Annotated in this window: 14 protein-coding genes; 7 read left to right on the top strand and 7 right to left on the bottom strand. The window is 62.2% G+C overall.

What is annotated here, in order from left to right:
• Positions 1 to 127: 127 nt before the first annotated feature.
• Complete coding sequence (locus NKG95_RS31720) at positions 128 to 322, bottom strand: hypothetical protein (protein WP_353043510.1); 195 nt, start codon at positions 320 to 322, stop codon at positions 128 to 130.
• A gap of 55 nt (positions 323 to 377) precedes the next feature.
• Here NKG95_RS31720 and NKG95_RS31715 point away from each other — a divergent pair, with 55 nt between their 5' ends.
• Positions 378 to 662 (top strand): hypothetical protein, encoded by a 285-nt coding sequence (locus NKG95_RS31715; RefSeq protein ID WP_353043509.1) that lies wholly within the window; start codon positions 378 to 380, stop codon positions 660 to 662.
• Between the two features lie 76 nt (positions 663 to 738).
• On the opposite strand, the gene NKG95_RS31710 is transcribed toward NKG95_RS31715, so the two are convergent.
• The 5 genes from NKG95_RS31710 to NKG95_RS31690 all read right to left on the bottom strand — a co-directional run bounded on the left by NKG95_RS31710 (position 739) and on the right by NKG95_RS31690 (position 6487).
• Positions 739 to 2802: a DNA/RNA non-specific endonuclease gene (locus tag NKG95_RS31710; RefSeq protein ID WP_353043507.1), complete on the bottom strand. Its 2064-nt coding sequence runs from the start codon at positions 2800 to 2802 to the stop codon at positions 739 to 741.
• Between the two features lie 39 nt (positions 2803 to 2841).
• On the bottom strand, positions 2842 to 4032 hold the full coding sequence (locus tag NKG95_RS31705) for a hypothetical protein (protein ID WP_353043506.1): 1191 nt from the start codon (positions 4030 to 4032) through the stop codon (positions 2842 to 2844).
• Between the two features lies 1 nt (position 4033).
• On the bottom strand, positions 4034 to 5269 hold the full coding sequence (locus NKG95_RS31700) for a caspase family protein (protein WP_353043505.1): 1236 nt from the start codon (positions 5267 to 5269) through the stop codon (positions 4034 to 4036).
• A complete protein-coding gene (locus NKG95_RS31695; protein WP_353043503.1) occupies positions 5270 to 5932 on the bottom strand; it encodes a M12 family metallopeptidase in 663 nt (220 codons plus the stop codon). It abuts the gene before it with no gap.
• Positions 5933 to 6073: 141 nt separating this feature from the next.
• A complete protein-coding gene (locus tag NKG95_RS31690) occupies positions 6074 to 6487 on the bottom strand; it encodes a YbaY family lipoprotein (RefSeq protein WP_353043502.1) in 414 nt (137 codons plus the stop codon).
• A gap of 1489 nt (positions 6488 to 7976) precedes the next feature.
• On the opposite strand from NKG95_RS31690, the gene NKG95_RS31685 reads away from it, so the two are divergent.
• The 5 genes from NKG95_RS31685 to NKG95_RS31665 all read left to right on the top strand — a co-directional run bounded on the left by NKG95_RS31685 (position 7977) and on the right by NKG95_RS31665 (position 18845).
• Complete coding sequence (locus NKG95_RS31685) at positions 7977 to 8834, top strand: peptidoglycan recognition protein family protein (RefSeq protein ID WP_353043501.1); 858 nt, start codon at positions 7977 to 7979, stop codon at positions 8832 to 8834.
• Between the two features lie 457 nt (positions 8835 to 9291).
• Complete coding sequence (locus NKG95_RS31680) at positions 9292 to 10923, top strand: trypsin-like serine peptidase (RefSeq protein ID WP_353043499.1); 1632 nt, start codon at positions 9292 to 9294, stop codon at positions 10921 to 10923.
• 17 nt (positions 10924 to 10940) lie between these two features.
• A complete protein-coding gene (locus NKG95_RS31675; RefSeq protein ID WP_353043498.1) occupies positions 10941 to 12014 on the top strand; it encodes an AAA family ATPase in 1074 nt (357 codons plus the stop codon).
• Between the two features lie 12 nt (positions 12015 to 12026).
• On the top strand, positions 12027 to 14885 hold the full coding sequence (locus NKG95_RS31670; protein WP_353043497.1) for a hypothetical protein: 2859 nt from the start codon (positions 12027 to 12029) through the stop codon (positions 14883 to 14885).
• A gap of 108 nt (positions 14886 to 14993) precedes the next feature.
• Positions 14994 to 18845, top strand: a complete 3852-nt coding sequence (locus NKG95_RS31665; RefSeq protein ID WP_353043496.1) for a WD40 domain-containing protein — start codon at positions 14994 to 14996, stop codon at positions 18843 to 18845.
• Positions 18846 to 18956: 111 nt separating this feature from the next.
• Here NKG95_RS31665 and NKG95_RS31660 read toward each other — a convergent pair whose 3' ends face one another.
• Positions 18957 to 20639 carry a hypothetical protein gene (locus NKG95_RS31660; protein ID WP_353043495.1) on the bottom strand — a complete coding sequence of 561 codons (1683 nt, stop codon included), beginning with the start codon at positions 20637 to 20639 and terminating at the stop codon, positions 18957 to 18959.
• Between the two features lie 246 nt (positions 20640 to 20885).
• Between NKG95_RS31660 and NKG95_RS31655 the strand changes: the two genes are divergently transcribed.
• Positions 20886 to 23726 carry a S8 family peptidase gene (locus NKG95_RS31655; protein ID WP_353043494.1) on the top strand — a complete coding sequence of 947 codons (2841 nt, stop codon included), beginning with the start codon at positions 20886 to 20888 and terminating at the stop codon, positions 23724 to 23726.

The following is a 23726-nucleotide window of genomic DNA, read 5'->3' as shown; positions in this document are numbered from 1 at the left end:
TCTTACTCCTCACCTTCTGGAAATTCCGCGGGGCGGCGGCGGCCCCCCCCCCGCCACGGCCCCCCCACCCTAGCTGCCCGCCGGCCGCGGCCGGCGGCGGGCCCGCCCCCCCCCCCCCCGCTACGGGTCACTCGGCGGCGACGTTGAAGGCGTCCTCGATCGCGTCAGGCTGAGCGGGTTTCGTGTCCAGCTCGGAAACGTCCGCCGATCTGGCATCTGCTGCCTCGTCCTGCCGCTCAACCAACATCGCAGGTTGCTCGGTGCGCAAGACCGCAGGCAGCCATCCGGTTCCGGCGAGCAACTGCTCGGCGGCTTCCGCCATTGGCTGCTTCTTCAGGTCCGACAGCCTGTCTGTTACTTTGTTCTTGGAGGCGGACTTGATTGCCCGCCTGGCCAGGCGCCTTTACCCCAAAGCCACCGCCCAATGGGTGCCGGCCATTACTCGTCTTCCAGATTACGCGGCGATCCCGTCTGATCTCGACCACGCGCTGGAAGCGGATGGCCTCCAGTTCCAGGCCGACCGAATGGAACAGTTCGGCGTTCATCGACTCCTTGCGTCGCATTTCTCACAGCGGACCTTCGCCCGAACCTGGTCAATGGTGACGTTGCCGATGACCTCCCGCAGTGCCCCTCAGACGCCGACCGCCGAACGTCCTGCATGAGTTACCGCGGCGTACGCATCCACTTGTGCGCCTGCTAACAACGTCCAAGGTGAGGCCTTCGGACAATTGTCGTATCTCAACGAACGAATCGGATCTGTTCCATTGCGAGCAGCGGTGCGAACGAACCGCCTGCCCACACGCTTTCCTCTTCGCCAGCCAAAGGATCCACGACTGCGAGCTTGCCGAAACTGATGCCGCTGCGCGCCTCGATGCTGCGGATGGAAACCTGTGTCGCGGTGCCGAGTTGTGGTGATGTGAAAGCTCCGAACACAAACTCCTCTTCCGGCTGCAGACTTTGCTGCTGGTCCATCTCGTAGCCGGTCGCACACAGTTTGCCGGTCTCATCGTGGATGAAGGCGATAACCTTCCAGAAGGCCAGCGGAATGCGGACGCCATACATCTCCGGATCGGCCTCTGCGAAATAGGCGCCGGTGAAGACGGAAATCTTCATCGCATCTTCACGGGCATGCTGTAGTGCATAGTCCTCAAGCGCCAGCCATATCGGGGCGTTGAAGGCCTGCATCTGCGGCGTCACGTTGGTGACGTGCATGGAATCCTCATTGCCGCGCTTGGCGACGTCTGGCGTGCCCCAACCCGGATCCTCCCGCCGCGTCATATGCCCTCGGCTGAACTTTGGCGGGTTGCCGTAGCATTCCTTCATGATCTGCTGGTCCATGGGAATTCGGGGGTCCCATTTCCAGGCGACGCGTACGCTTTTCTTCGACTGGTTGCCGTTGATGTTGCAGGCGCTGAGAAAGCACATGCGGCGGCTGCGGCTCATGATGACCGAGTAGTGTTCATACCGAAGCTCGGTCTTGGAAACACCACCCTCCTGGAAGTCGAGAATGTCGTCGGCGTCGCGTATCACTGCGGGCATGTCGACGCTGAATTCCTCGCCCAGGAAAGCAAGGTCGTAGCCGCCTCGATTGCGATAATCGGCAGCGACCGCCTCCGTGCCGTCGTCAATCATATCCGAGCCGTCGGCTCCGCTGTCCATCACCCTGCCTCGCGCCGACCCTGGCGCCATCGGACCGCCGCGATCGAGCTCCACCGATATGCGTAGCGTCAACGGGATCGTCAAGCTGTTGCCGCTGACGCCTTGACGGATGACGGTCGAGGGTCTGCTCTGCCGCGTCGAGGCCGGGCGCGGATCACGAGAAGGCGTTTCCGTTCGGCGCGGGACACGGCCAGCCCGCACGTCTTCGAGCAGTTTCTTCACCACATCGGCGCGCACGGCGTAGTTCGTGGCAAGGAAGCTGCCGCTGAAATGCAGTCCGACGGCATGTCCTTTATCGAGATCGAAGACCAGCGATCCGGAATTGCCGCCGAGTGTCGTGCAATTGTGCCAGATGCGCGTCGGCTCCACCCGGGTCACGCCACCAGGCGCAAGCCGCTTCTTGTTGTAGACCTTCCCGTAAATGCGCTCCATCAGCTCCGGCTCGGGTATGCGGCTGTCATAGGCAGGGTAGCCGATGGTCGCGACATTTTCGGTCTGCGTGATGTCCGTCGCCAGATCGATCGGGCTTGCAAGTTTAGCCCTTCCAGAGATGATCTCGATCTCGAAGAAGGCTACGTCGTGGCCCGACGCATCCTCGATGTGGAGCGGCTTGACGAGCTTGAAGAGCAGTTGGTCGGGATTGTCGATCTCCTCGAGAAAATCAGTGTTCGCTTCTATAGGTGCGCTCGCCCCCGGCTTGAAGGTGAAGCCGGCGCCCTTCCGCTCCGCGAACTCCCGGGCCACATGGCGATTGGTGACGAGCACATTCTCGGCGACCAGCCATCCGGTGCCCACCCAGTCGAGCTGTCCGCCCACGAGATTGACCCGCCCGACGGCGCGGATAGCCTTGTCGAGCAGCGGCTTGGCCTTCTTCAGCCGCGTCTCCCAGATCTCACTGTCGGCCTTGTCGATGAAAATGAGCTTGGTCGCGTTGTTCTGGATGGCCAGCACCGGCCTCTCACGCCGCATGACGATGCTCTCCAACTCGACGGCTTGGTCGAGGGCCTCGGGTGATTGCATCATCTCCAAAGCCTCATTCTCGACTCCGAGATCGGCACTCTCTACGCGAAGCTCCGAATCGCCCGCCCTCACTGACATGTTGAAGCGGCGCAACCGCGCCAACTGGTCTTGAAGCTTACCCACTGCATCCTCCCCTCTATGACGCGACGTCGTCTGGCGGCGCTATGTCGGCATGGCTGCCGTGCCTGCTGCTTTCCTGCTGGCCCAGAGGTCGGCGGGTTCACGGAAATTCAGGACGGGCCGGTCGAAATTCGCATTGCTCGCGGTTCGGTAGAGTCGATCGAGAACTGCGCCTATCTTTTCGCTTTCAGCCCGGTCGAAATGCCTTCCGGCAGCGGCGTTGCGGTATCCGCTCAGGCGATCGAGAGCAAAACGCAGCCCCGGCGTGAACATCGGCAGACCGCGCAGCGGTAATTCGTAGAGAAGGTCGAGCGCGCCACGATGGTCGCCCCGGCGCGCCAGCACCTCGGCCCTGATGCACAGCCCGTCCGCCAGCCAGGGCGTGTCGCGACACAGCGTTTCAGTCCAGCGGTCCAGCCAGTTGCCGCCGGACGTGCTCTCGCTCTCGCGCCCGTCAGGTGGTCCCACCAGCATCATGATGTAGGCGCCGACGGTAGCGGCGATGGGAAATTCATGCTTGTCGGAAAGCAAGTCTCTCGCTCTGCGCCAATAGTCGGAAATCAGCGAAAGCTGCTCGAGCTGGCGGCCTTCCAGATAGCGGATGAACAGATCGGCGTCCGGGTCCTGCAGCTTCACCGCAAAATTGCCCGGCGCCGCCGAAGAGAAGGAAATCTGCGCCATTTCGGAAGCCGAAACAGGGGCCGCCACATAAGAATAGCGGGCATCGTCATCGTTGACCCGCACGAAACCGGGTCCGAGGCTGCCGGGAATCGTGACCCATCCTGAGAGATCGGGAACGAGTTTCTGTCTCTCCGCTAAAGTCTGCCCGTCAAAGTCGATCGATATCAGCGATAGTTCCCCTGGCGCGGATTCCATCACGCTTTCAAGGCCCATGCTTCCCAGGACGTTGGCGTCAGCTTTGAAACGCGAGGAAACTGCTCGTGCTGAAACGCTGTCGTCCGCCTCGGTGACCCGCAGAGAGCCAACCCTGGCTTGCGAAAGCACGACTTCGGCATTTTCGCCCGACGCCGGCATCTGAAACACTGTCTCAAGGAACGTGCCATCGGGGAGCAGCGCCCTGGCGGCATAGACGCCCGGCGCGAGATCGATGCCCCCTGCAGGCTGGCTGAGCGTCGTCTCGCCGACGATTGCAAGATCCTGATCCAGGATCGAGACCCTGGCGTCGGAGATGCCTAGGCTCGCGGGCACGGACAGGGTCAGTTTGCCGCTCATCTCACCCTCGCGCCCCGTCGCCCGCTGGGGGGGCTGCCAGTGGGCTTGCAGCCATGCTTATCGACCAGTTCCGCCTCTCCTGGTTGATGACCTGCGTATCGGTGATCTCTGCAAACCCGGCCGCGGCCTTGGCCGTCAACTGGTATATTCCCGCTTGCGAGGTCACCGCATAGGGATGATCCGCCGCGGAGGGCGGAATATCCTTCCGGAAGCCGCCGCCCATCCGCTCCAGCGCGAGCCCGGTGACGCCGATCGCCGCATCGGGGCGAATGACCAGCCGGAATTCGACCTCCGGCGGCGATGTCAGCCAGCGCAGCGTCACCTTCTTGAAAATCGTCCCAGTCGCTGGCGCATATTGGCCGGTTTTCTTCTCCAGGAAATGGTTGTCGAGCGCCGTGTTGAGGGTGAAGCTGGTGACTGGCCAGCGCCGCTGCGGATCGTTCATATCCAGGTTCTCGGCCCCATTCTCCAGAGACTTGATCAGCGCCTCGCAGAAATCAGTCTTCTTGCCGGCGATCGCCATCGCGATGGAGCCGGGATAAGAAGCCATGAACATCGGCGTCGCCCGGTCGTCGACGCCCGGCAGTGGGTCCCACACCGTACCGGGCGGGCTCGCCAGGCCGGGGTAGTCCATGACGGTCTCGCGGCAGGCATCGACGAAATAGAACTGGGTCCTGGCGATGTTCGGCCGATTGGCGGACGGCGCCATGCCGAGCACGAAATTGGCGGCGACCTCGCATGAGCGCTGCAACACGCCGCCGGCTGCCGGATCGGTGAAATCGGCAAGCGTGATCAACGGCCTGCCGAGGCGCTCAAGACCATGCCCGGAATAATAGAAAAAGGTCATGCTTTTGGGGTCGGCAGCCGCCTCATCCCGCCAGGATTTCGCCTCCGTGACGAAATGCGCCCAGTCGGCCGCCTCGATCGTCGTGCGCGTCAGCTTCATGCCTGCGCCGAGATCGATTGGCGTAAGTTTCGGCTTTTCCTTCGCGGAAGGCGACATCACCAAGCGTATGGTTGCCAGTGGACGGGCCAGCGAATCTGCATTGGCGACCAGCCAGCGGCAAATCTCCCAGACGCTGAGCGCCGGTGAGGCCAACCGCTGCAGGTTGAATTTCTCGGGATCAGGCGGCTCGGTTGCCTTGGGCAGGTGCTTGTACTCGCTCACCCCCACAAGGAAGGCATGCGTCTGGGGTTGGCCTGCAAACTTGGCCCGGCGATCGAATACAAGGGTCATTTAGCCGTATATCTTCTTGATCGTCGCCCGGTCTCTAGGGCTCAATCCCTGGCGCTGGCCAACGGTACCGGCGTGGCCGGAGAGCAGCTCGATGGTTGGCTTGCCGTCCGTCGAGAAGGCGGTAAGCGGATAGTGCATGATGGAGTCGAGGTCGTAATCCTCGACATCGACGCCGTCGTTAATGTGCTGCGTGAAATTATGCTCCATGCCGGCCTGTATCCGGTCAAATCGGATGCGGATATGCGCGTCGCGATCGATACGGCTCTGTTCATGCCAGAGGCCGAGTGCATGACCAATCTCATGGATTGCGTTGCCGGTGCTGCATTCCGGCCCGAGCACCAATTCCTGGCGTCCTCCGAGCATCCCGACCGCCGAACGGCAGCCGGAGCCGAGAACGAAGGCCACAAAGTTCTTGTGCTTGGGGTTTCCCGCCTCCCGCTGCTGGAACTTGATCGAAGTTTTGGCAGACCAATGAGCCATCGCATCATGGACGCGCTCAGGCTTGGGAAGCGTTGCCGCGATCTCGAAGATCATGATGCCCCCAGGCCAGCGGAACTGCTTGCCTTTGATGGCCGATCCAAGCGCCCCGGCCTTCTGACGCAGCAGTCCTGGGGATTGCTGCACAGCCGCGAGATTGGCTGCCGCCTCTTCGGCGCTGCCCAAGACAATGCAGCCTTCGACCACAGCCTGGCCGTCGACTACAGTATATTGGACGGGCCGCACTTTCTTGCCGACCCACACAAATGTGGTCTCCACGGTTTTGCCGGCTCCGAGTTCACCGTCTTCCGCCATGATCCCCTCCTGTTAGTCCCGATCGAAATGATGAAGTCGCAGCCGTTGCGGCGTTTTTGACCCAAGTCGCCAAGGGTAACTCAGCACAGTGCCGAACGATGCGTGATCCGCGCCGGCCGGGAGGTACCCGGCGCGCGCCGACAGCGTGTATTGCCGCCGCGTTTCGACTGCCTCGGCGGGAACCGAGAGTAAAAACGCAACTGGCTGCGTCGAGCCGGGCTCCAGCCGGCAGTGCGTCTCGGCCATCACGATCGAGGGCGCGTCGAGCATGGTTGTGTCCTCAAGCCGGACACGAATATCCACGGGGCAATCGGGCGGCCCCTCGGCGAAATCGATTGTCCCATTGATTTCGGGGATGATACTCACCGGCTGCTCCGTTATCCCTGCAGCGGAATCCGTGCGGGGCACAACCCGCGAAAAATCCACTCCCGCACACCTGCAGCAAAATAGTTCGAGGTTGATTTGTTCGCGAGACAGTCTAACGCTCCAAATGCTGCGGTGGGGTCTATCGCAGCAAAGCTTTGAAGATAGCGACATACAGCGTAAAACGTCTCCCTATCCAAAGCGTAGTATTCGTCATAGCGAACGAGTCTCTGCTGCGCCCTATCGCGCCGCCCTCTCTGATAATAAGCTTCTATTAGAATAAATCAGATTATGCCTCGGATGTGCAAAGTTATCAAGTCAATAAAGCAGCCCCCTAGACTCAGATTATTCCGAGACTTTTTTCTGACAAAATATGTCCCAGGATATCCGCAGAAACAGCCTCCCATCGTGCACGCACCTCCGCCACCTGAACTGCTGCGATATAGCCAGCCCGTAGCTAGACTCCGTTGGCGATTCTTGATCGGTCCATCTGGCGATGTGACAATTGGTATTCGCCGGTCACTGTCGCGCAAAAACCGGTGAAGGCCTTTACGTTGTCTCGGGACTTCTCGGCTCTTGGACCGCTCCCGTTGTAGCGGCGGCTGGCGTCCCACAGGCCGCCGCCTGAGGCCACCAGCTTGTCGCTTCGGTGACGAAGCTGTCATCGTGATTGAGGTCCTGGTCTCTGGCGAGTTTCTCGATCGCGCTCTTCACCAGCGCGGCGTCCCTGTCCGAGAGAGACCTGCGCTCAGCAATGAATCGGCTTCCGATCCCCGCGCGATCGTCGATTCCAGCCCCTCTTCAACCCCAGCGCCGGACAGTGGCCGAATCTGCAACAGATAACGCTCTAATTTTCCCTTTGGTGCTGGGCCCATAGCCCCCCTCTTTGCCTGACGCGTCAATTGCCGCTGGCCAAGCCCATCTGCAAACCGGCCCCATCAGGCAAGGCCGGAGCGTTTCAATTATGCCTGACACAATTTCAGGCCTGCAGTACATTGCGGGTTGACGAAAGGCGTAAGCTTGCGAGATTTACGAGACAACATACAAACGATAAATCAGACATATGCGAATCGCAACGCGACGAGTAAAACTGAAAAGAGCCTCGTATTTACACAAAAGGCTTATGATTTCACGGCCTTAGTTCAGAAATCGACCGGTAAAACATTTTCCGATAACATCAGTTGCAAATTTCAATTGCCGGATGCAAAGTAGATGGGAATGGATGTATGCCCGTTGAAAGCGCCATTCTATGAGGGACAACTTCTTCGCATGAAAGCTTACCTGACAGCGCGAATGCTGTGGGGGTTTCATCGGTGCAGGTCGGATGTGCGCGGGTAGCGTGCGGCGGTCCTCTCGCTTCGATCGCGGAGCCACCGGCGTGCATACCATTGGGAACGTCCAGGTGCACCTCGGTCTGTTGCGGCTGACCAAGGAGTCTGCTGCACCCCTGCGCGGGATGAGCGCGCGAAAGATTGCGGACACCGGTCCGGCTGCGGAAAAGGTTCGCTTGGCGCCGGCCGAGCATAACAAGGCAACCAGGAGGAATGAACAGATGGCGCATTGTCCTTTTGCAACATGGAAACCGATAAGTGGCCCTTCCGGCACCAATCTCGGCGGGCCGTTCAAGATCGTTCATCACACCACCGAAGGAAGCACCGCACAGGGCGCTTTCGACGCCTTCCGAGCCCATGGTTCGGATCCGCATTTCACCGTCGATGCGACCAAGATCTATCAGCACATAGACACAAACGAAGCCGCACGGGCGCTGAAGAATCTCGCGGGAGGCGTACAGACCAATCGCGACTCCGCAGTGCAGATCGAGGTCGTTGGCTTCGCGCACAGGCCAAAGACACGCGCGACGCTCGAAAATGTCCGCAGGCTCTGCCGCTGGATCGAAAGCACGCATAGCATTCCCACAACCTGGCCGAATGGCCCGCCGAAGCCGGCGGTGAATGGCAAGGATCCGGGCGGCCACAACCGCAACGCGGCCAATTGGGACATGAAGGGCGGCCACTACGGCCACAGCAATGTTCCGGAAAACACGCATTGGGACCCTGGTTACACCAAGACGGAAGTCGACTTCCTGATGCTCGACAACACCGAGGGCCTGGAGAGCACCGAATTCAACGCGATCATCCTCGAGGATCCTGGCCTGAAGAACGACCATTCGCGCATGCCGGACCACGCCGACCCCGAAGGCGTCTCGCTGGAAATGCCAGGCAAGGCAAAATCGGCGGCGAAAAGGAAGCCGGCGCCGCACAAGAAGACCGCGGATACCGGCGGCAAAACCGTCGCGGCGAAGCCCGCGAAATCGGCAGCCGCGAGAGGGGGGAAGCTGGAGACGGTCTCCGCGAAGACACAAAAATCCGGCCCGAAAAAGAGTGCGCCACCTCGCGGCAAGAAGAAATAGGACCTGCTGTTCAGGGCGTGTCTCGGGAACTGGCACGGACAGAGGCACTATCCTTGCTGCGCCGCAGGCGTCGGACGCGGGCCAAGAATTGGTCGCCGCGCGAGGAAGTTCTCGCTTAAGCTTGCGAAGCGTTCGCAAATCGACATATTGCCGATCACTGTGCTGGTTTCTTCGCCCGCGCAAAGTTGCCGAACAAGAACGTTTCGTTTACAAATAACCAACACGACCTTGGGCTACAATAGCGGCAGGTGGCGAATGGGCCTGCTGTCTGGGCGGAGATGGGGAGGCACCGTGGCGGCGCTCGAATCTGCTGTCGGGCTCTCGGCGGCATTTGTGCCGCCGGGCAATCCAAACCGGACGCGCGCCGGGCACAAGCCCTGTGCAACCAAGTCCGCCAAGGACGATCCCGGCCTGCCTGTTTGCGTCGGGCCTGCCTGTATTACGCTTGTCGGGTTTCATGGCTAGGACCGACTTTTCATCCAACCCGGAAGCGACCGCCAAACTGGCTCGGCGGTTCGACGATCTCGAGAATTGGACCTGTGCGATAGACACCGGACTCGGCGCGCGTGGTACCGGCGTGCTTGTCGGCCCGGACTTGGTGCTGACCAACTGTCACGTCATTAAAAGCCTACTGACTGGGCCAAGTGGCATCATCGCCCGCTGCCGGTTCGATTTCCGGGAGAACCGGGACACAGGGACGATCAACGACGGCCGCTGGGTCGGCTTTGCCGACAAATGGTGCGTGGAGGAAAGCCCGCCGAGCGCTGCCGACATAGAAGGCTTGAAGACCGGCTTCAAGTTCGACGAGGTGGACTACGCCATTGTCAGGCTGGCGGAAAGGATCGGCGAGCAGCCGGTTGAAATTCCCGGATCGGCGACCGGCACGGCGCCGAGAGGCTGGCTGCCCCTGTCGGATACCGCCGAATTGCCGAAACCAGGTGCCACCATTCAAGTCTTCCAGCATCCGATGCAGACTCCCGATAAGGCGAACGGCAAGCAGGAGGTGATGCCACTACAATGGGCCGACGGCACAGTCATCGAATATCTAGACGAAGGCGTGCGCATGCGGCACACGGTCACCACCTACAAGGGGTCGTCGGGCGCGCCTGTTTTCGATTCCAAATTCCGGCTCGTCGCGCTGCACAACTCCGGCGACAGGATGCTGGACATTGCCGGTCGCGGCCAATGGAACCAGGCAATCCCTATCGCGGCGATCGTCAGTCATCTTCGCGGTCGCGGTCATTCGGGGCTGATTAGCGATGCGCCGCCACGATGGCAGGCCAAGGTAGGCGTCGACGCCAGGCCCGGTATCCAGGAGGCGAGCGAGAACGCGATCATCCAGCGGCTCTGGGCCGCCTCCATCCTGATGGACCGCGACAAGGTGGAAGACCGGATCATCGGGGTTCGCAAGAAGCAGGTCGACAACCGCGGCATGGTGCATGTGCTCGCGTGCCGCCAGGTGGACAGACACCAGAATTTTCTCAAGCGCCTGTCCGTCGTGACCGTGGACGACTACGAGGCGAAGTGGAAGCGCAGCCTCGCCTTGCTTGGGTCAGGCTCGAGCCAGCCGGCGGGCCGGCCGGCGTTTCTCGAGTGGCAGGCCGATCTCAAGGAGACGGTCGCTTTCGATTTCATTGCCGGCAACCTACGCGAGATCGCCCAGCAGCAACGACGCACCATCGTTACAGCCACCGTCGATGTCGGCCTTGTCAAGATCGACCGCGAACGGCGGATGGTGAAGGCGGTCGCAGCCCTTTGCAAGGAGATTTCCGATGCGGACAGTTTGCAGGTTTTTGTCGTCTACAATGATCCTTCCGACACGTTCACCGAAAGGCGAAAACAGCTCGGCTCACTTTGGAAGTTGGACGAACGCCCGCCGGGTTGTGGGGTCTGCGTCTCGCTCGAGGATGTCCGTTGCGATGAGCTTGGTGCCTGGTGCGAAGCGCTGCAGGATGCATGGAAGCTGCCGGGCGGCAGGATGACTTCACTCGTGGAGCGGGTTTTTGCGAATTCACTCAAGATGCCGATCCTCAACATCGAGAACGGCATCGCGCCGGAGCTGCGGAAAATGATCAGCGCACGAATCTGACTCGGAGAGCAAACGCCATGTGGTTCAACACCTTCTCTCAGGCAACCGGCAACGACAAGATCTACGAGAACGGCCGTGAGATTCCCGACAAGGGCCGCAACTACATTTTCACCGGTGATTTGCCCGCGGCCATTGATGTCGCAATCGGCCTCGGTCGGCCGCTGCTGGTATCCGGCGACCCCGGTTGCGGCAAGACGGAACTCGGCTACGCCATCGCCCGCAAGCTGTCGATCGGCCGGGTGCACTTCTTCTCGACCAAGTCGAATTCCGAGGCCCGCGACCTGTTCTACACCTATGACGCGATCGGACGTTTTCGTGAGGCGCAGGCCCAATCAGGCCCGGCCGCCAAGCCTGCGGACGCGGCCGACTACATCGAGTTCCAGGCGCTGGGACGCGCCATTCTCGACGCCCACCGGCCAGAGGAGGTCAGCCACCTCATGCGTGGCCGGCGCGCCTATTCCCATCCAGGTGCTCCGCAGCGTTCGGTGGTCATCATCGACGAGATCGACAAGGCCTCGCGCGATTTTCCGAACGATTTGTTGCGCGAGATCGAGGACCTTGCTTTCCGGGTGCCGGAAATGTCGCGCGACAATGCCGGGCAGACCAAGCCGGCGACGGCGCGTGGCGCCGGCAAATCGGCCGAACCGGAAACGCCCGGCCGCGTGCCGCCGGCGCTGCGCCCGATTATCGTGGTAACGTCCAACGAGGAGCGTCAATTGCCCGACGCCTTCCTGCGACGTTGCGTCTTCCACGAGATCGCATTCCCGTCCGACGACGAACTGCGCCTGATCATGGCCAGTGGCCTCGGCAAGCGGTTTCCAATTTCGGGAGGAGGCGAGTTCGATCTGCCCGTTGCCGAACGCAACATACTGGTATCCCTGCTCAGCGAATTTCGTGCCATACCACCCGACAAACGCCCCGGCGTCTCGGAAATGATCGATGCCGCGACGCTGCTCGCCTATCCCTTGGCGGAGCCGCCGCCGCGGCTCGCCGATCGACTGCGCGCCACGGTGGGGGCGCTGGCCAAGCTCAAGAATGATCGCACTGTGCTCGCCGACCTAGTTGAACAAACGGTGGCGCAGCCCCGCTGAGGCCCGCACGACGTGGATCCGCAACCTTATCGCTTCGTTCCCTCGGCCGACCGGCTGGAGAGGCTTTTCAGCCTCTACGAGCAGGCGCGCCGCGCGGAGGGCAGCGGCACCACACTGCATCGCGTTTCACCGGGTCAGCGCGTCGATGCGGTCGTGGTCATGCTCGGCCTCAACGCCTCATCCGGCTGGCGGCGGAACGGCGACGAGAACGCCGAAGACCTTTGGCTGCGCTATCTGACCCCGGTCCTGGCGGAAACGCGCGAGTCCGCAGCGGCGCTGGCGGCGGCTGTTGCCGAATGCCTGCCGGGCACGTTCGATCCGCCAATCAACCAAACAACAATTATTGAGGAGAAAACGACCGTCGTAACGACGACCGACGAGCTGGGGACGCAAATCACGTCGTCGCGATGGCGCCGGAGGATCGCGATCTGGCTCGAAGATGCGCGCAATGTCCTGCTCGACCGGCGCGTCATCGCAATGCTTGCGGTTGTCGTGGCTACTGCCGTGGCGGCGGCGGTGTATTTCTATTGGCCAACGCGTCCTGAACAGGTTGTTGCCACCACACTGCCGGCCATAACAGGTAACAACGGCCAGGGCACCGGCTCCGGAAACGGGTCGAATGCGGGCCCGGGTGCGGACAATTCCGACCAGGCTGGCGACGACTACCGGGCCGCGCTGGCGCTGACGCTCGGCGCCATCCAGCAGAATGACGGCGCAATCACACCGCGGCTACTCGCTCGGATCTATGCCGGCGAATCCGACATGCTGTCGGAGCCCGCGATCTTCCTGTCTGCCATGCTGAGGGAATGGCCATTGCCGCCCGATGCCGCAATCCCCCGCGACGGCGCCGGGCGCTGGGCGCTGCTGCGCTATGCCGCCACGTTTGTCGCCGTGGAGCGGAAGACGCGCCCCCTCTATCAAGCGCCACCACTGGATAGCGGGACGGTCGGCGGCACCCGTCTGCAGCAGGCGTTGGATTCGTTTGCGGTCGGCGAACAGGTCGCATTGTCTCAGCAGCCTGCGGCCGACCGCTGGCCGGACTGGCTGCGCTGGCTCGCCTTCTTGCCGCTCTTGCCCGCACTCGTCTGGTCGACCGCCACCTTTGTATCGGCGACCAAGGCAAGTCTCGTCAACGCAGGCAGGCAGAACCGTGGCGCTCCGGCGTTTCTGCCGGTCGACAGCATGGCCGAGCAGACGGCGTTGCCGCCCGAGCGGCGAGTGGCGCGGCAGATTTCGTGGAGGGAACCAGTCCCCGGCCGCCGCCTGGATTCGGAACGCAGCATCCGCGCCACCCTGGCGCACGGTGGCTATCTGACGCCGGTCGCCCGGCTCTGCCGGCAGAGCGCTGACTACGTCTTTCTCGTGCGGCGCCAGCACCGCAATGACCACGAACGCGACCGTGCCAGCCGGCTGATCGATGCGCTGGTGCGTGGCGGCGTGCCGCTCGACATCTATGACTACGATCCCGATCCGCGCTGGTTGTCCCCGCGCTCCGCGCGCCCGCACGCCACACGGGCCGCCCCCGCCGCCACGGAAAAACGCTCGGCAACGCCGACGCTGGACCTGCGCGGCCTGCGCGAACTGCACCCCGACGCGAGGCTGGTGCTCGTCACCGACGGCACGGAGCTTATCGATTATTTCACCCAGCGTCCGCTGCCCTTCGTCGCCGGAGAGCTTGCCACCTGGCCGAAGCGCATGCTGCTGACGCCGGTGCCCATGGGAGAGTGGGGCGAGCGCGAAATGAACCTTGCCGATGCCCTGGGCGCGGTAGTCGGTCGGGCGACGGTGGAAGGATTTCGCGATCTCGTTAAGGTATTTGGCGACCGGCCTCGCAGCATGCCGCTTCCCGAAAAGATCATGTGCGCGAGCGCCTACGTTGACACGACGGCGCGCCCCGCACGTTTGCTGGCGCCGTTTAACGAAGCCAGCCTGATGACGACTCCCGATTTGAATGCATTTTTTAAGCCATTTATGATCAGCGGTTATGCCGACGTGGTTGACGAGGCTGGCCTGGTGCCGCGTCCCGTGCCGGCCGTTTCCGGTCATGAAGATCTCATCAAGCGTCTTGTCGCGTGGCTTTCCGCCAGCACGAACCTGCTTGGCGGTTACGACAGCTTCGCGGGCCGGCCGCAACCGCTGCGCTTCGATGACCCTTCCCTGACCTCCGACGCGGAGCCTCCCGCCGAGCAACGCGACGCCGTAATTGCCGCGCTGCGCGCCTGGCTCGGGCCCAGGGGCTTCCAGTGGCTGGCAGCCTGTGCCTTCTACCCGCAACTGCGCTTTGCCATAACCCTGTATCTCGGGCTGAAAATCACCATTCAGCGCGGGCCGATCGCGCAGCCTCTCTATGACGAGACGCTGCTTGCCCAGCTGACATTGCTGCCCTGGTTCCGAACTGGACACATGCCGCCATGGCTTCGCAGATCCCTTGCCGCCGTCTTGCCGGAGGCTGCGAGCAACCGGGCGCGGGCCGCGGTCAGCACGATGCTTGGCGAACAGGCCACGGTCGAGCGGACCGACCTGACGATCTGGCGCCTCGACAATCGCGGCCTCGACATTCCGCCGGACGAGGTGATGGCCGACCTGATGATGCGTGACATCGACGATGCCATCACCCCGAGCGTGTCCGGCAAGGCGTTCAAGGAACTGTTCGGCAAACACATCAACAAGGCGCTGCTGCTGCGGGTTGGGTTGCTTGCCGGCACGGCGCTGTGGTGTGCCGGGGCAGCCTATTTCTGGCCGGCGCCGGGCGCGTCGCCGCATCCGAACGGCGCCTGGTTCGCTCTTTCGACCTACTGTGCCGCCACGACTGTTTTGCCGTTGCTGCGGCTTGTTCTTCGCGCTTTCCTGCAGCGGAAGGCACGAGTCTGATGGAACGCGGACAGGCTAGGTCGCGGCGGGACGAAATGAATGGCGATGTCCGCGAAGGTATAAAACATCCTCTATCGCATCGGAACGAAGGAAAGACGGGGAGCCACCATGGTATCTAGCGCCGATCCGTCATCCAACTTGGAACAAGCTCGAAAGTTGGTTTCGCGCGTTCTTCAGGACACGGGGGACTGGACCTGCTCTATAGATACAGGTCTTGGCGTGCTCGGTACTGGTTTGCTCGTCGGCCCTGACCTTGTGCTGACCAGCTATACGGTTGTCGAACGCTTGCTGATCTCGGCGGACAGCGTCAGCGCCCGCTGTCGGTTCGATTTCCACACTCACCCTGTTCTCAAGGTCAATCAGGGTCGGTGGGTCAGCTTCGCTGCTGACTGGTGCGTGGAAAAAAGCTCTCCCAGCGTTGCCGACAGGCAAGGCGCCGAGACTGGGTTCAAGGATTCGGAGGTGGATTATGCAATCATCAGACTGGCTGAAAGGGTAGGAGAACAGCCGGTTTATCTGGTGGAAAACTCCACCGCTAAATCGCCGCCGAGAGGCTGGCTGCCGATACCGAAAAGTGGTGTCCTGCCTAAAGTGGGAACGACGGTATGCATTACTCAATATACAGTTCAATCGCAAATCGAACCAATGAGCAACATACAGGAGGTAATGCCGCAGAGTTCCACAAGCGCGACTGTCATCGAATATCTGAATGGCGATCTTCGTATGCGGCACACGGGCACCGCGTCCGACGGATCGTTTGGGGCTCCAATCTTCGATTCCGAAATGCAACTCGTGGCGATACATAGTTCCAGCAGCAGGACTGTGGACATTGCCCGTCACGGCGAATGGAACCTGGCCATCCCTATCACGGCGATCGTTCGGCATCTTCGAGCCCGCGGTGAGGAAAGCCTAATCGACATTGAACCGCCACGGAATCCGACCGGTAAGCGACCGGCCACCAAGGATACGTTTTCGACCGTTGCTGCGATCAAGAGCACGGCAGCAATGCCGCTTCCCGAGAGGCTTTGGGAAGTAATTTCACACTGGGCTGCTGCCGCCAAGGCCGGCGGCCGGCTGGGGCGACAGGCGCGCTCGCTTTTGCCAACCCGTGATGACGGCCTTGCAACACCCGACGCGCTCAAACTTCTCGCCGCTTTGGCCTTCATCATCGTTCCCGGCGCGCTCGCCCATCTGGTCCATGAATACGTGGCCGGCGCCCACCGGGCTTTCGACGAGCAGATGGTGACCGCGGACGGCGCCGTCGATGCCGTCACCGCGCTGGTCTGGTCACATGACCGGGACGGTCCCCTTTTCGTCGGAACACAATCCGGCAGGTTCGTGCGCATTGGCAGGGGTGAAAATCTGGCCGAGGCGCTGGAACCCGACTTCGCGGGACAACCCGGTTCGGGTCCGGTCGTCGGCATCGAGGCTTCATCCGCCGGCCAGCCGCTGCCGCTCATGCGCGACGCGGGTTTTGCCGGAGAAACCAACGGACCGAGGCTTGTCCTGGGTGGCGTCCAGACATTCCGAGGCCTTTTTGCGGCGACGTCCGATCGCGGCGGCACGATCATTACTGCTGGCCCGAAGCTGGACGAGCCCAACGCAAGCTTCAACCTGCCGTCTAACTTGCCGTCCAACCTTCCGTCATCAGATCTGCCTGCATCAACGGTTGAGCAATGGCGATATCAGCCCGGCGGCAAGACGGCGACGAAGATCGGCGAGATTTCCGGCCTTGAAGACGTGCGTGCGTTCGCCGCACTGCCCGGTACGTCCTTCGTCGTCGCCGGCGACGGCGCCGGCAATGTCTTCGTCATCGACGCTTCGCAGCAGGTCTCAAGCGCCAGGCCGGATCAGTATCTCTTCAAGCTCGGCAACCATGAGGCCGCGGTTGCCCAGATCGCCGTCGCGGCGGGACCTACGGGCGTTGGCGCGGTGTTCGTCACCTATGCCGAGGACGGGACCGTCAAGGCCTGGTTCAGCGGCTCGACCATCGAACCGGCGCACGATGCAAAGCAGGCCGCTCAGGCCGTGAGCGCTTTTCAGTGCTGCACGCCCATCGACATTGTCTATCCGGGGGAGCTTTGGGCTGAAGCCGGAAGTTCCCCTGGTTGGAGCAAATTGCTCGCCATGGACGACGACGGGTTTCATGTCGCCGGGCTCGATATCGAAGGCCGGCTTGCCGTGCTCGACCGCCAGACAGACACTATGGTCCGATCGTCAAAGCCGGCGGGCGACCTGACCGCCACCTTTCGTCCCGGGCACGCCGAACTGCTCGTCATCGAGATTGGCGGGAGCTTGCCTGCGGCCCGGCTGTATTCGCTGAACGATCTCGACAGCCCAATCGATACGATCTCCACCGGCCAGAGCCCCGGCAACATGATCGCCTTCGATCGAACCGGAGAAACCGTGGCGATTGCCTACAACGACAACCAGTTGGCGAAATCACGTATTGGATCAAGCGACAATTTCTGGATAACGAACTCGCTCGAACCGATATCGGTGCTTGCCTTCAGCCCGGACGGTTCGCTCATAGCGGTGGGCTTTTCGTCGGGCAGGGTCGAACTGCGCAACGCTGCGAATGCCGATCTGCTTGCCTCCATCCAAATCTTGAGCGTTGATAATAGTAAAGTTCAAAAATTATTCTTTTCTGATGACGGCAAACGCCTTCTTGTTAAGTACTCAGGGGAAGTCTTTGCCGTATACTCGATTAGACATCAGCGTGAATTGGAAAATGTTGATTTAGGCAGATGGGGAGAAGTACCCATCGTTACTTCTCGCACTGGGGAGCGTATTTTCGCATGGATGGAGAACTCAGTGTTACTTGTAAACCGATGGACAGCTAGGGATGTCGATCAAATCATCAATATATCTTCAGAGAATATCACAGGGTTTGCGGTCAACGGGACTGGCGATATCGCGGTTGCCTTCATGGCCGACAATACTCTATCCTTTTGGCAGCGCCAGCTAAGTTCCGGGATCGAACTGAGATCTGTCCAGAACCTGACGATACCAACACCCACCGCCGACGGACTGAAGCTTTCCGCCGACGGCTCGACGCTGCTGTTGCGCGAGCCGGATGGCGCGCTGCACATCGCCTCGCTGGTGCATAACAAGGAGATTGCGGTCCTGCCCTTCATGCGTCCTTTCCCGACGGATCTGAAGGTCGCGGACGCCGAGCTTGGCAGCGACGGCGCGGCCGTCTTCGCCACGCTGCCGAACGGCGATCTGGAAGTGCTGGCCCTTGGCTGGAACCAGACGCCGGTCCCCGATCCGCCAGTCGGTGCCGACGACCAGCCGACGCTGCCGTTAAGCGTCAGCAGCGACGCCGAAGTGACCGGCACCACGATCCTCCCCGGTCATGGCGCCATGGTCGACCATCTGTCCGTTTCGCCCGACGGCGCCTATGTCGCCTCGGCCAGCAGCGACGGGCGGCTGAGGATCACCGATCTGGCGCGGGCGCATCGCATCGCAGCACTGCCGCTGGCAGCGCTCCGCGCCGGCCCGGCGCCGTCGGCGATGCAGCTGGAAACACTGTTCGACAGTCCCTACGCCTTTATCGAGGAAACGCTGATCGCCAGGATACAGCGCGGCCTTCGCGCCAGCGGCAACACTGATATTCAACCCGACGGTATTCTCGGCGTCCGCACGCAGGCCGCGATCCGCGAATTCCAGGCTTCGAACGGACTGACGCAGAGCGGCCAGCCCGATCGGGCGCTGTATTCCAAGATGAAGGAAATGAGCCTCTTTGCTGCTAGCTTGGTAGCATGCATCGGAGAACCCCCTGACAACTGTCCCGTGAAGCCCGACGCATTCTACAATTGCGGAACCCCATTGGACGCAGTTGTCGGCCAAACTGAATGCATAAAGCGAGGATACTCTGGGACACAGGAGCTCATAAAGCGAATGGACACAGTAGGAGGAAAATGTGGATTCCTTATTGCAGACGTTACATGCAAATAGCAGCTTGCAACGACTTGACGAAAGTCGTTGTCGCCTGAACATCGAATTCGAAACCCTCTCCCGTAACTAAGAAAGCGAGCCGGTCTCCGACTAGACACAAGTAGATTTACATTAAGGCTTTCCCGGCAGCGCGATGTTGCCGATCGCCATGCGTGTCGCAGCACCGGCCAGCAGTGCGCCGACCACATCCGCAACGCTGCCCCAGGTCTGGTTTTGCGTCCACAGAACCAGCACGCCGGTCGCCGCGATGCCCGCCAGAACCGCAAGATTGGTGAGCATGTTCCAGCTCTTGCGCACCGCGCGCAGTTCGTGGGCTGAGGCGCCGATCGCCGGCTGGAACACGTCCGGACCAAAGATGAACTTCAGCTCGGTTTCCTGCGGCAGCACGCTTTTCGGCGCCTGCGCGACCCCTTCCAGCTCGACGTCTGCGGCAGACTTGCGGGATGCCGGCGCAACCTGCTGCCATAGGCCAATGGCCTTCGCCAGTTGGTCGCCGCCTCCGGCGTTGCGCGCAGCCAGCAGCTGCTCGCCGAGCGCATCGAGACTTTGCCTGGCGGCGGCATTGCGGGCAGCGGGGCCGGCAAGCGCTGCCTTGAGCGCGGCGTCGGACTTGTCGAGCAAGGCGCCGACGAGGGCGCCGGCCTTGTCGGCGAGGGCGGCTGCTGCCGTGTCCAGCTTGGCAGCTCGCTGCGTGCATTCGGCGGTGGCGCCGCTCGCGCCGGTCAGGCGCTTGAATGCGCCCTCCCTTTCCGTCTGCGCCTTGCGCCATTCCACGGCGATAGCGGCATGGTCGGCGCCGAGGATGGCGACCGCGCCTTGGGTGCGCGCAATTTCGGCATCGAGCCGCCGCGCGGCCGCGACCAGTTGCGGAAACTGCGCCAATTCCGCGCGAAGCGCCGATAGCGACGCGTCGATCCCGGTCGCGCTCCAGTCGTCCGCATCCAGCGCACTGACCAGACGAGCAGTCAGCGTGCCGAAAACGTCGGAGGTCTCGCCCGCCTTGTCGGCCGCGATGAGCGCCTGCTCGCATGATGCCAGTTTTTCGAGCTGGCCTTCGATTTCGGTCAGTCTGGCGCTCGCATCATTGCCCTGAATGAGGTCGGGGTCGAGCGTCCGCAAAACACGGCCGAGTTCGATGGCCTGGCGCTGCACGGGCGGCTTGGTGACCGAGCCCGCCAGCCGCTGCGCCCGCGCCCGCATCTCCGCCGCCACGATGCGGCGGTCCGTGGCCGGCAGGCCGGTGGTGCGCCAGTCGGTGACGGCCGCGCCGAGAACGACACCGAGCGCGATCAGGATGCCGGCCAGCCACGCCGAGGAGCGGACCTCGAACTTCACCGACTTGAGCGACTGCCCCGCGCCAGCCCCCCGCAGCGCGACATCGATGCTGTATGCGCCGGGTCCGATGCCGCCGGGAAGCTGCAGCGTCAGGGTGCACATCTGCTTGGACTGGATGGCTCCGGTGCAGGTGTTTTGGCCGAATCCCGGTTCCTCGCTGGTGGCAATGGCCGTGTCGGGACTGCCGGCGCGCAGCACGGGTCCCGCCACTGGTGTGCCGAGCTCGATCGAACCGCCCGTCGCGTTCACACCCTCCAGCCGCACCAGGCGTTTCCCGTGCGGGTTGAGCCTTTCGAAGAAGCCGAGATCGATCTGCACCGGCTTGGGGTCGACAAGGAAATTGTCCGGAACCGCGGCCGACTGCGCCTGGCTGGCGCCGGTGTTCAGCGCCGCGGCAATGAGGAACAAAAAGAACAGGCAGGCCGATGCGTCCCGCCACATGCCGGTTGTGCGTCCCATGCTTTCCCCCTCCCTTTGCAGGTAGCCCCACTATTGCCAAGATCGCGATAGCGGGTATGCTATCATCAATATTATCGACGGCAAGTTTAGCGAAAAGGAAAAACGCCAAAGCACCGGGCGGGAGAAATATATTTGAAAGCTTTGCCTGCGGCGCGGCTTGCCAACAGCCGTCTCTGCTGCTGGGACTTTGCTGCGCATAAGTGAGACTTGGGGATGGGGAGCCTCGAATGGGGCGCGGAGGGGGAAATGGCTGACGTCGATGCGGTTCGCAATGCAGTCCTCAAGGCGGTAAGGTCGGATCCGGGCGGCGAAGCCCGCTTTGCCCTGGTTGCGGTCGATGGCCTTCGTGCCGAGGTGGTTGCCGCCAGCCTCACGATCGATCTGGCGCCCTTCGCCGCTCAAGTCGAGCAGCGTTCTCCCGAAGAGCTTCTGCTCATTCTCAAAGGCTTTCGGATCGCCGACGAGACGGCAGCGTTCCGCGCGGCCGATACCCTGGTCTTGAAATATCCGCTGGAGGCGGCCGAGCCCGAGATTTTCTTTACCGCAATGCCTGTCCAGCCGGGTGCTGGCCAGATTACCGAAGAGGGTGTCAGCGACTGGCTGGGCTGCTGGGTCGGAGAAGAGCCGGGGCTTGCCAGGCACTGGGCGATCGCCGCCATGCTTGTGCCGGAAGCCTGGGCTTTCGCCGAAAGCCGCGGCCGTCCCAGCCGTGGCGAAGGCATCGTGATTGCCCAACCCGACACCGGCATAACCAGGCATCCCGAACTCGCCGGCGTCACGGTCGTCGCGCAGCGCAATCTGATCGGCGCTTCGCCAAACGACGCCACCGATCCGCTCACCGAAGCCGGCAACCCCAGCCATGGCACGGCCACGTCCAGCGTGCTGCTCAGCCCCGAGTCGCTGGATATTTCGGGGACTGCTCCGCTTGCCAAGCTGATGCCGATCCGCGCCATCGACAGCGTTGTGCGCCTCTCGCAGATCAAAGTCGCCGAGGCAATCGACTACGCCGTCAACAACGGCGCGCAGATCATCACCATGTCGCTCGGCGGTATCGCCTCCTTCACGCTGTGGCGGGCGCTGTCGCGCGCCGTGGACGCCGGCGTCATCGTGCTCGCGGCCGCCGGGAATTGCGTGAATGTGGTGGTATGGCCGGCACGCTACGACAAATGCATCGCCGTGGCCGGCGTCAACTCCAGGAACCAGATGTGGCAGGGAAGTTGTAGGGGATCGACGGTCGACATATCGGCGCCGGCGCAAAACGTTTACCGGGCCTTCGCGCACAAGCCTGCCGCCCCCGGCCAACCCACGACCTACGACGTCGCCCAGGGCGAAGGCACGAGCTACGCCGTCGCCCTGACGGCGGGTGTCGCGGCCTGTTGGCTCGCCTTTCACGGCCGCGCCAACGTAATCGCCGCGGCCCGGCAGCGCGGCGAGAGTGCGCAGGACATGTTCCGCCGTCTGCTCAAGGCGACCGCCCACGTGCCGGCCGGCTGGGACGGCTTCAACCTCGGTGCCGGCGTCGTTGACGCCGTGGCACTGCTGAAGGCCGACCTTGATCTTGGCCGTGGCATGGAAGGGCCGACCGAAAGCGTCGTCAGCGACTCACCCGGCCGCTCCGTTCGCAGCCTCGCCTACGAAAAGCTTGGGTCCGTTGTCGTTGATGCGGAGCTCGATTGGCAAAAGCATGGCGCCGAGATCAGCCTTGCCTTGCTGCGCCGCCAGTCCTCCGCTCGGCCCGCCACGGCCAAAGAGGCGACAGCCGTCCTGGAAACGCTGGTTCCCACTGAAAAGCGCCCTCGAGCGACCGAACGTCCAGCTGACGAGCGTCGCCCTGACGCCCAGGAACTCGGCGAGCCGCTCGCCCCGGCACTGAGGCGTCCCCGCCCCGAAGCTCTGGTCTCGGAGCGGCTAAAGCAGCAAAGGCGCATCATTGCCGTGCGCGCCGCGATCGAAGAGGGCAGCTTTCTGGAATCGACATTGACGGAAGAGGCGGTTGCCAGCCAACCGCTGACACGGCACGGCGCCGATGCGACGCTTGACCGTGTTCTTAGCCTTGCCCAGAAAATGCCTGCCAACGAGGTTCGCGATAAGCAGGCCTTCGTCACTGCGCTCCAGCTTCTGAGCGACCACGGCGGCAATGCGCTCAAGACCCTGGTCGGTGAAGATCCCGCCGCCGAAACTCAGCTCAACGGTTCCGCTTCGGCCGTGCTGGAGGCGATTATCATCGCCGACGGGTCGCGACCCAGTTTCCTCATCGAGAACAGCCTGCCGCCGCCGTCCCACCCGTTCATGGGGACCTGGCAAGACAAGCTGGCGAACGCCTTGCCGGTGCTGAAGCCGATCTGCGATGCGATCGGCCGCATCCAGCCGCGTTATGGGCACGCTGGCAATTTCATTGGTACTGGCTGTCTGGTGGACGCCGCCAAGGGCATCGTGCTCACCAATTTTCATGTGCTTGACGATGCACGCAAAAAATTCGGGATCTTGATGGACGAGGCAGACGGCATCGTCCGCATCCATGGCTGGATGGAAATCGACTTCCTTGGCGAGGCGACGAGCTTTGCCACAAGGCGTTTCCGGGTTGTCGAAGCGAAGCTGCCGCCGCGCGCTGGGCGCGGCTTCGGCCATATGGACGCTGTTGCGCTACGGATCGAACAGTTCGACGACGCCGAGATGCCGCAAGCCATTGCGTTCGACGGCACGGCTATGGTGTTCAATCAAGTCGCGGCAAGGACCTTTTGCACGGTCGGATTTCCTGGCCCGCCGGAGCAAAATCAGGGGCCAAAGGGCGAGATAGACTGGAATTTCGTTATCCGTACCCTGTTTGGCGACCTGTTCGGCGTGAAACGGCTTGCGCCGGGCCGTATCGGCCAGATCAACGGCATCGAGCGGGACACGTTAGACGTCGTCTTCGGCCACGAGGCCACGACGTTCGGCGGTGCATCCGGATCAGCGCTCCTCGCATGGGAGAACCCGGCATCGCCAGCGTTCGGCCTGCATTTCAGCGGCGCGACCGGATTGTCGAATTTCGCCATAAGCAGCGCAAAAGCCGCCATCGAGCTTCGCGGTATTGGAGTTTCAGTATAG

Source organism: Mesorhizobium sp. M1423, from assembly GCF_040317575.1.
Taxonomy (GTDB): domain Bacteria; phylum Pseudomonadota; class Alphaproteobacteria; order Rhizobiales; family Rhizobiaceae; genus Mesorhizobium.
The sequence above is the reverse complement of the archived record's forward strand: the minus strand, read 5'-3'. Positions and strand labels throughout refer to the sequence as shown.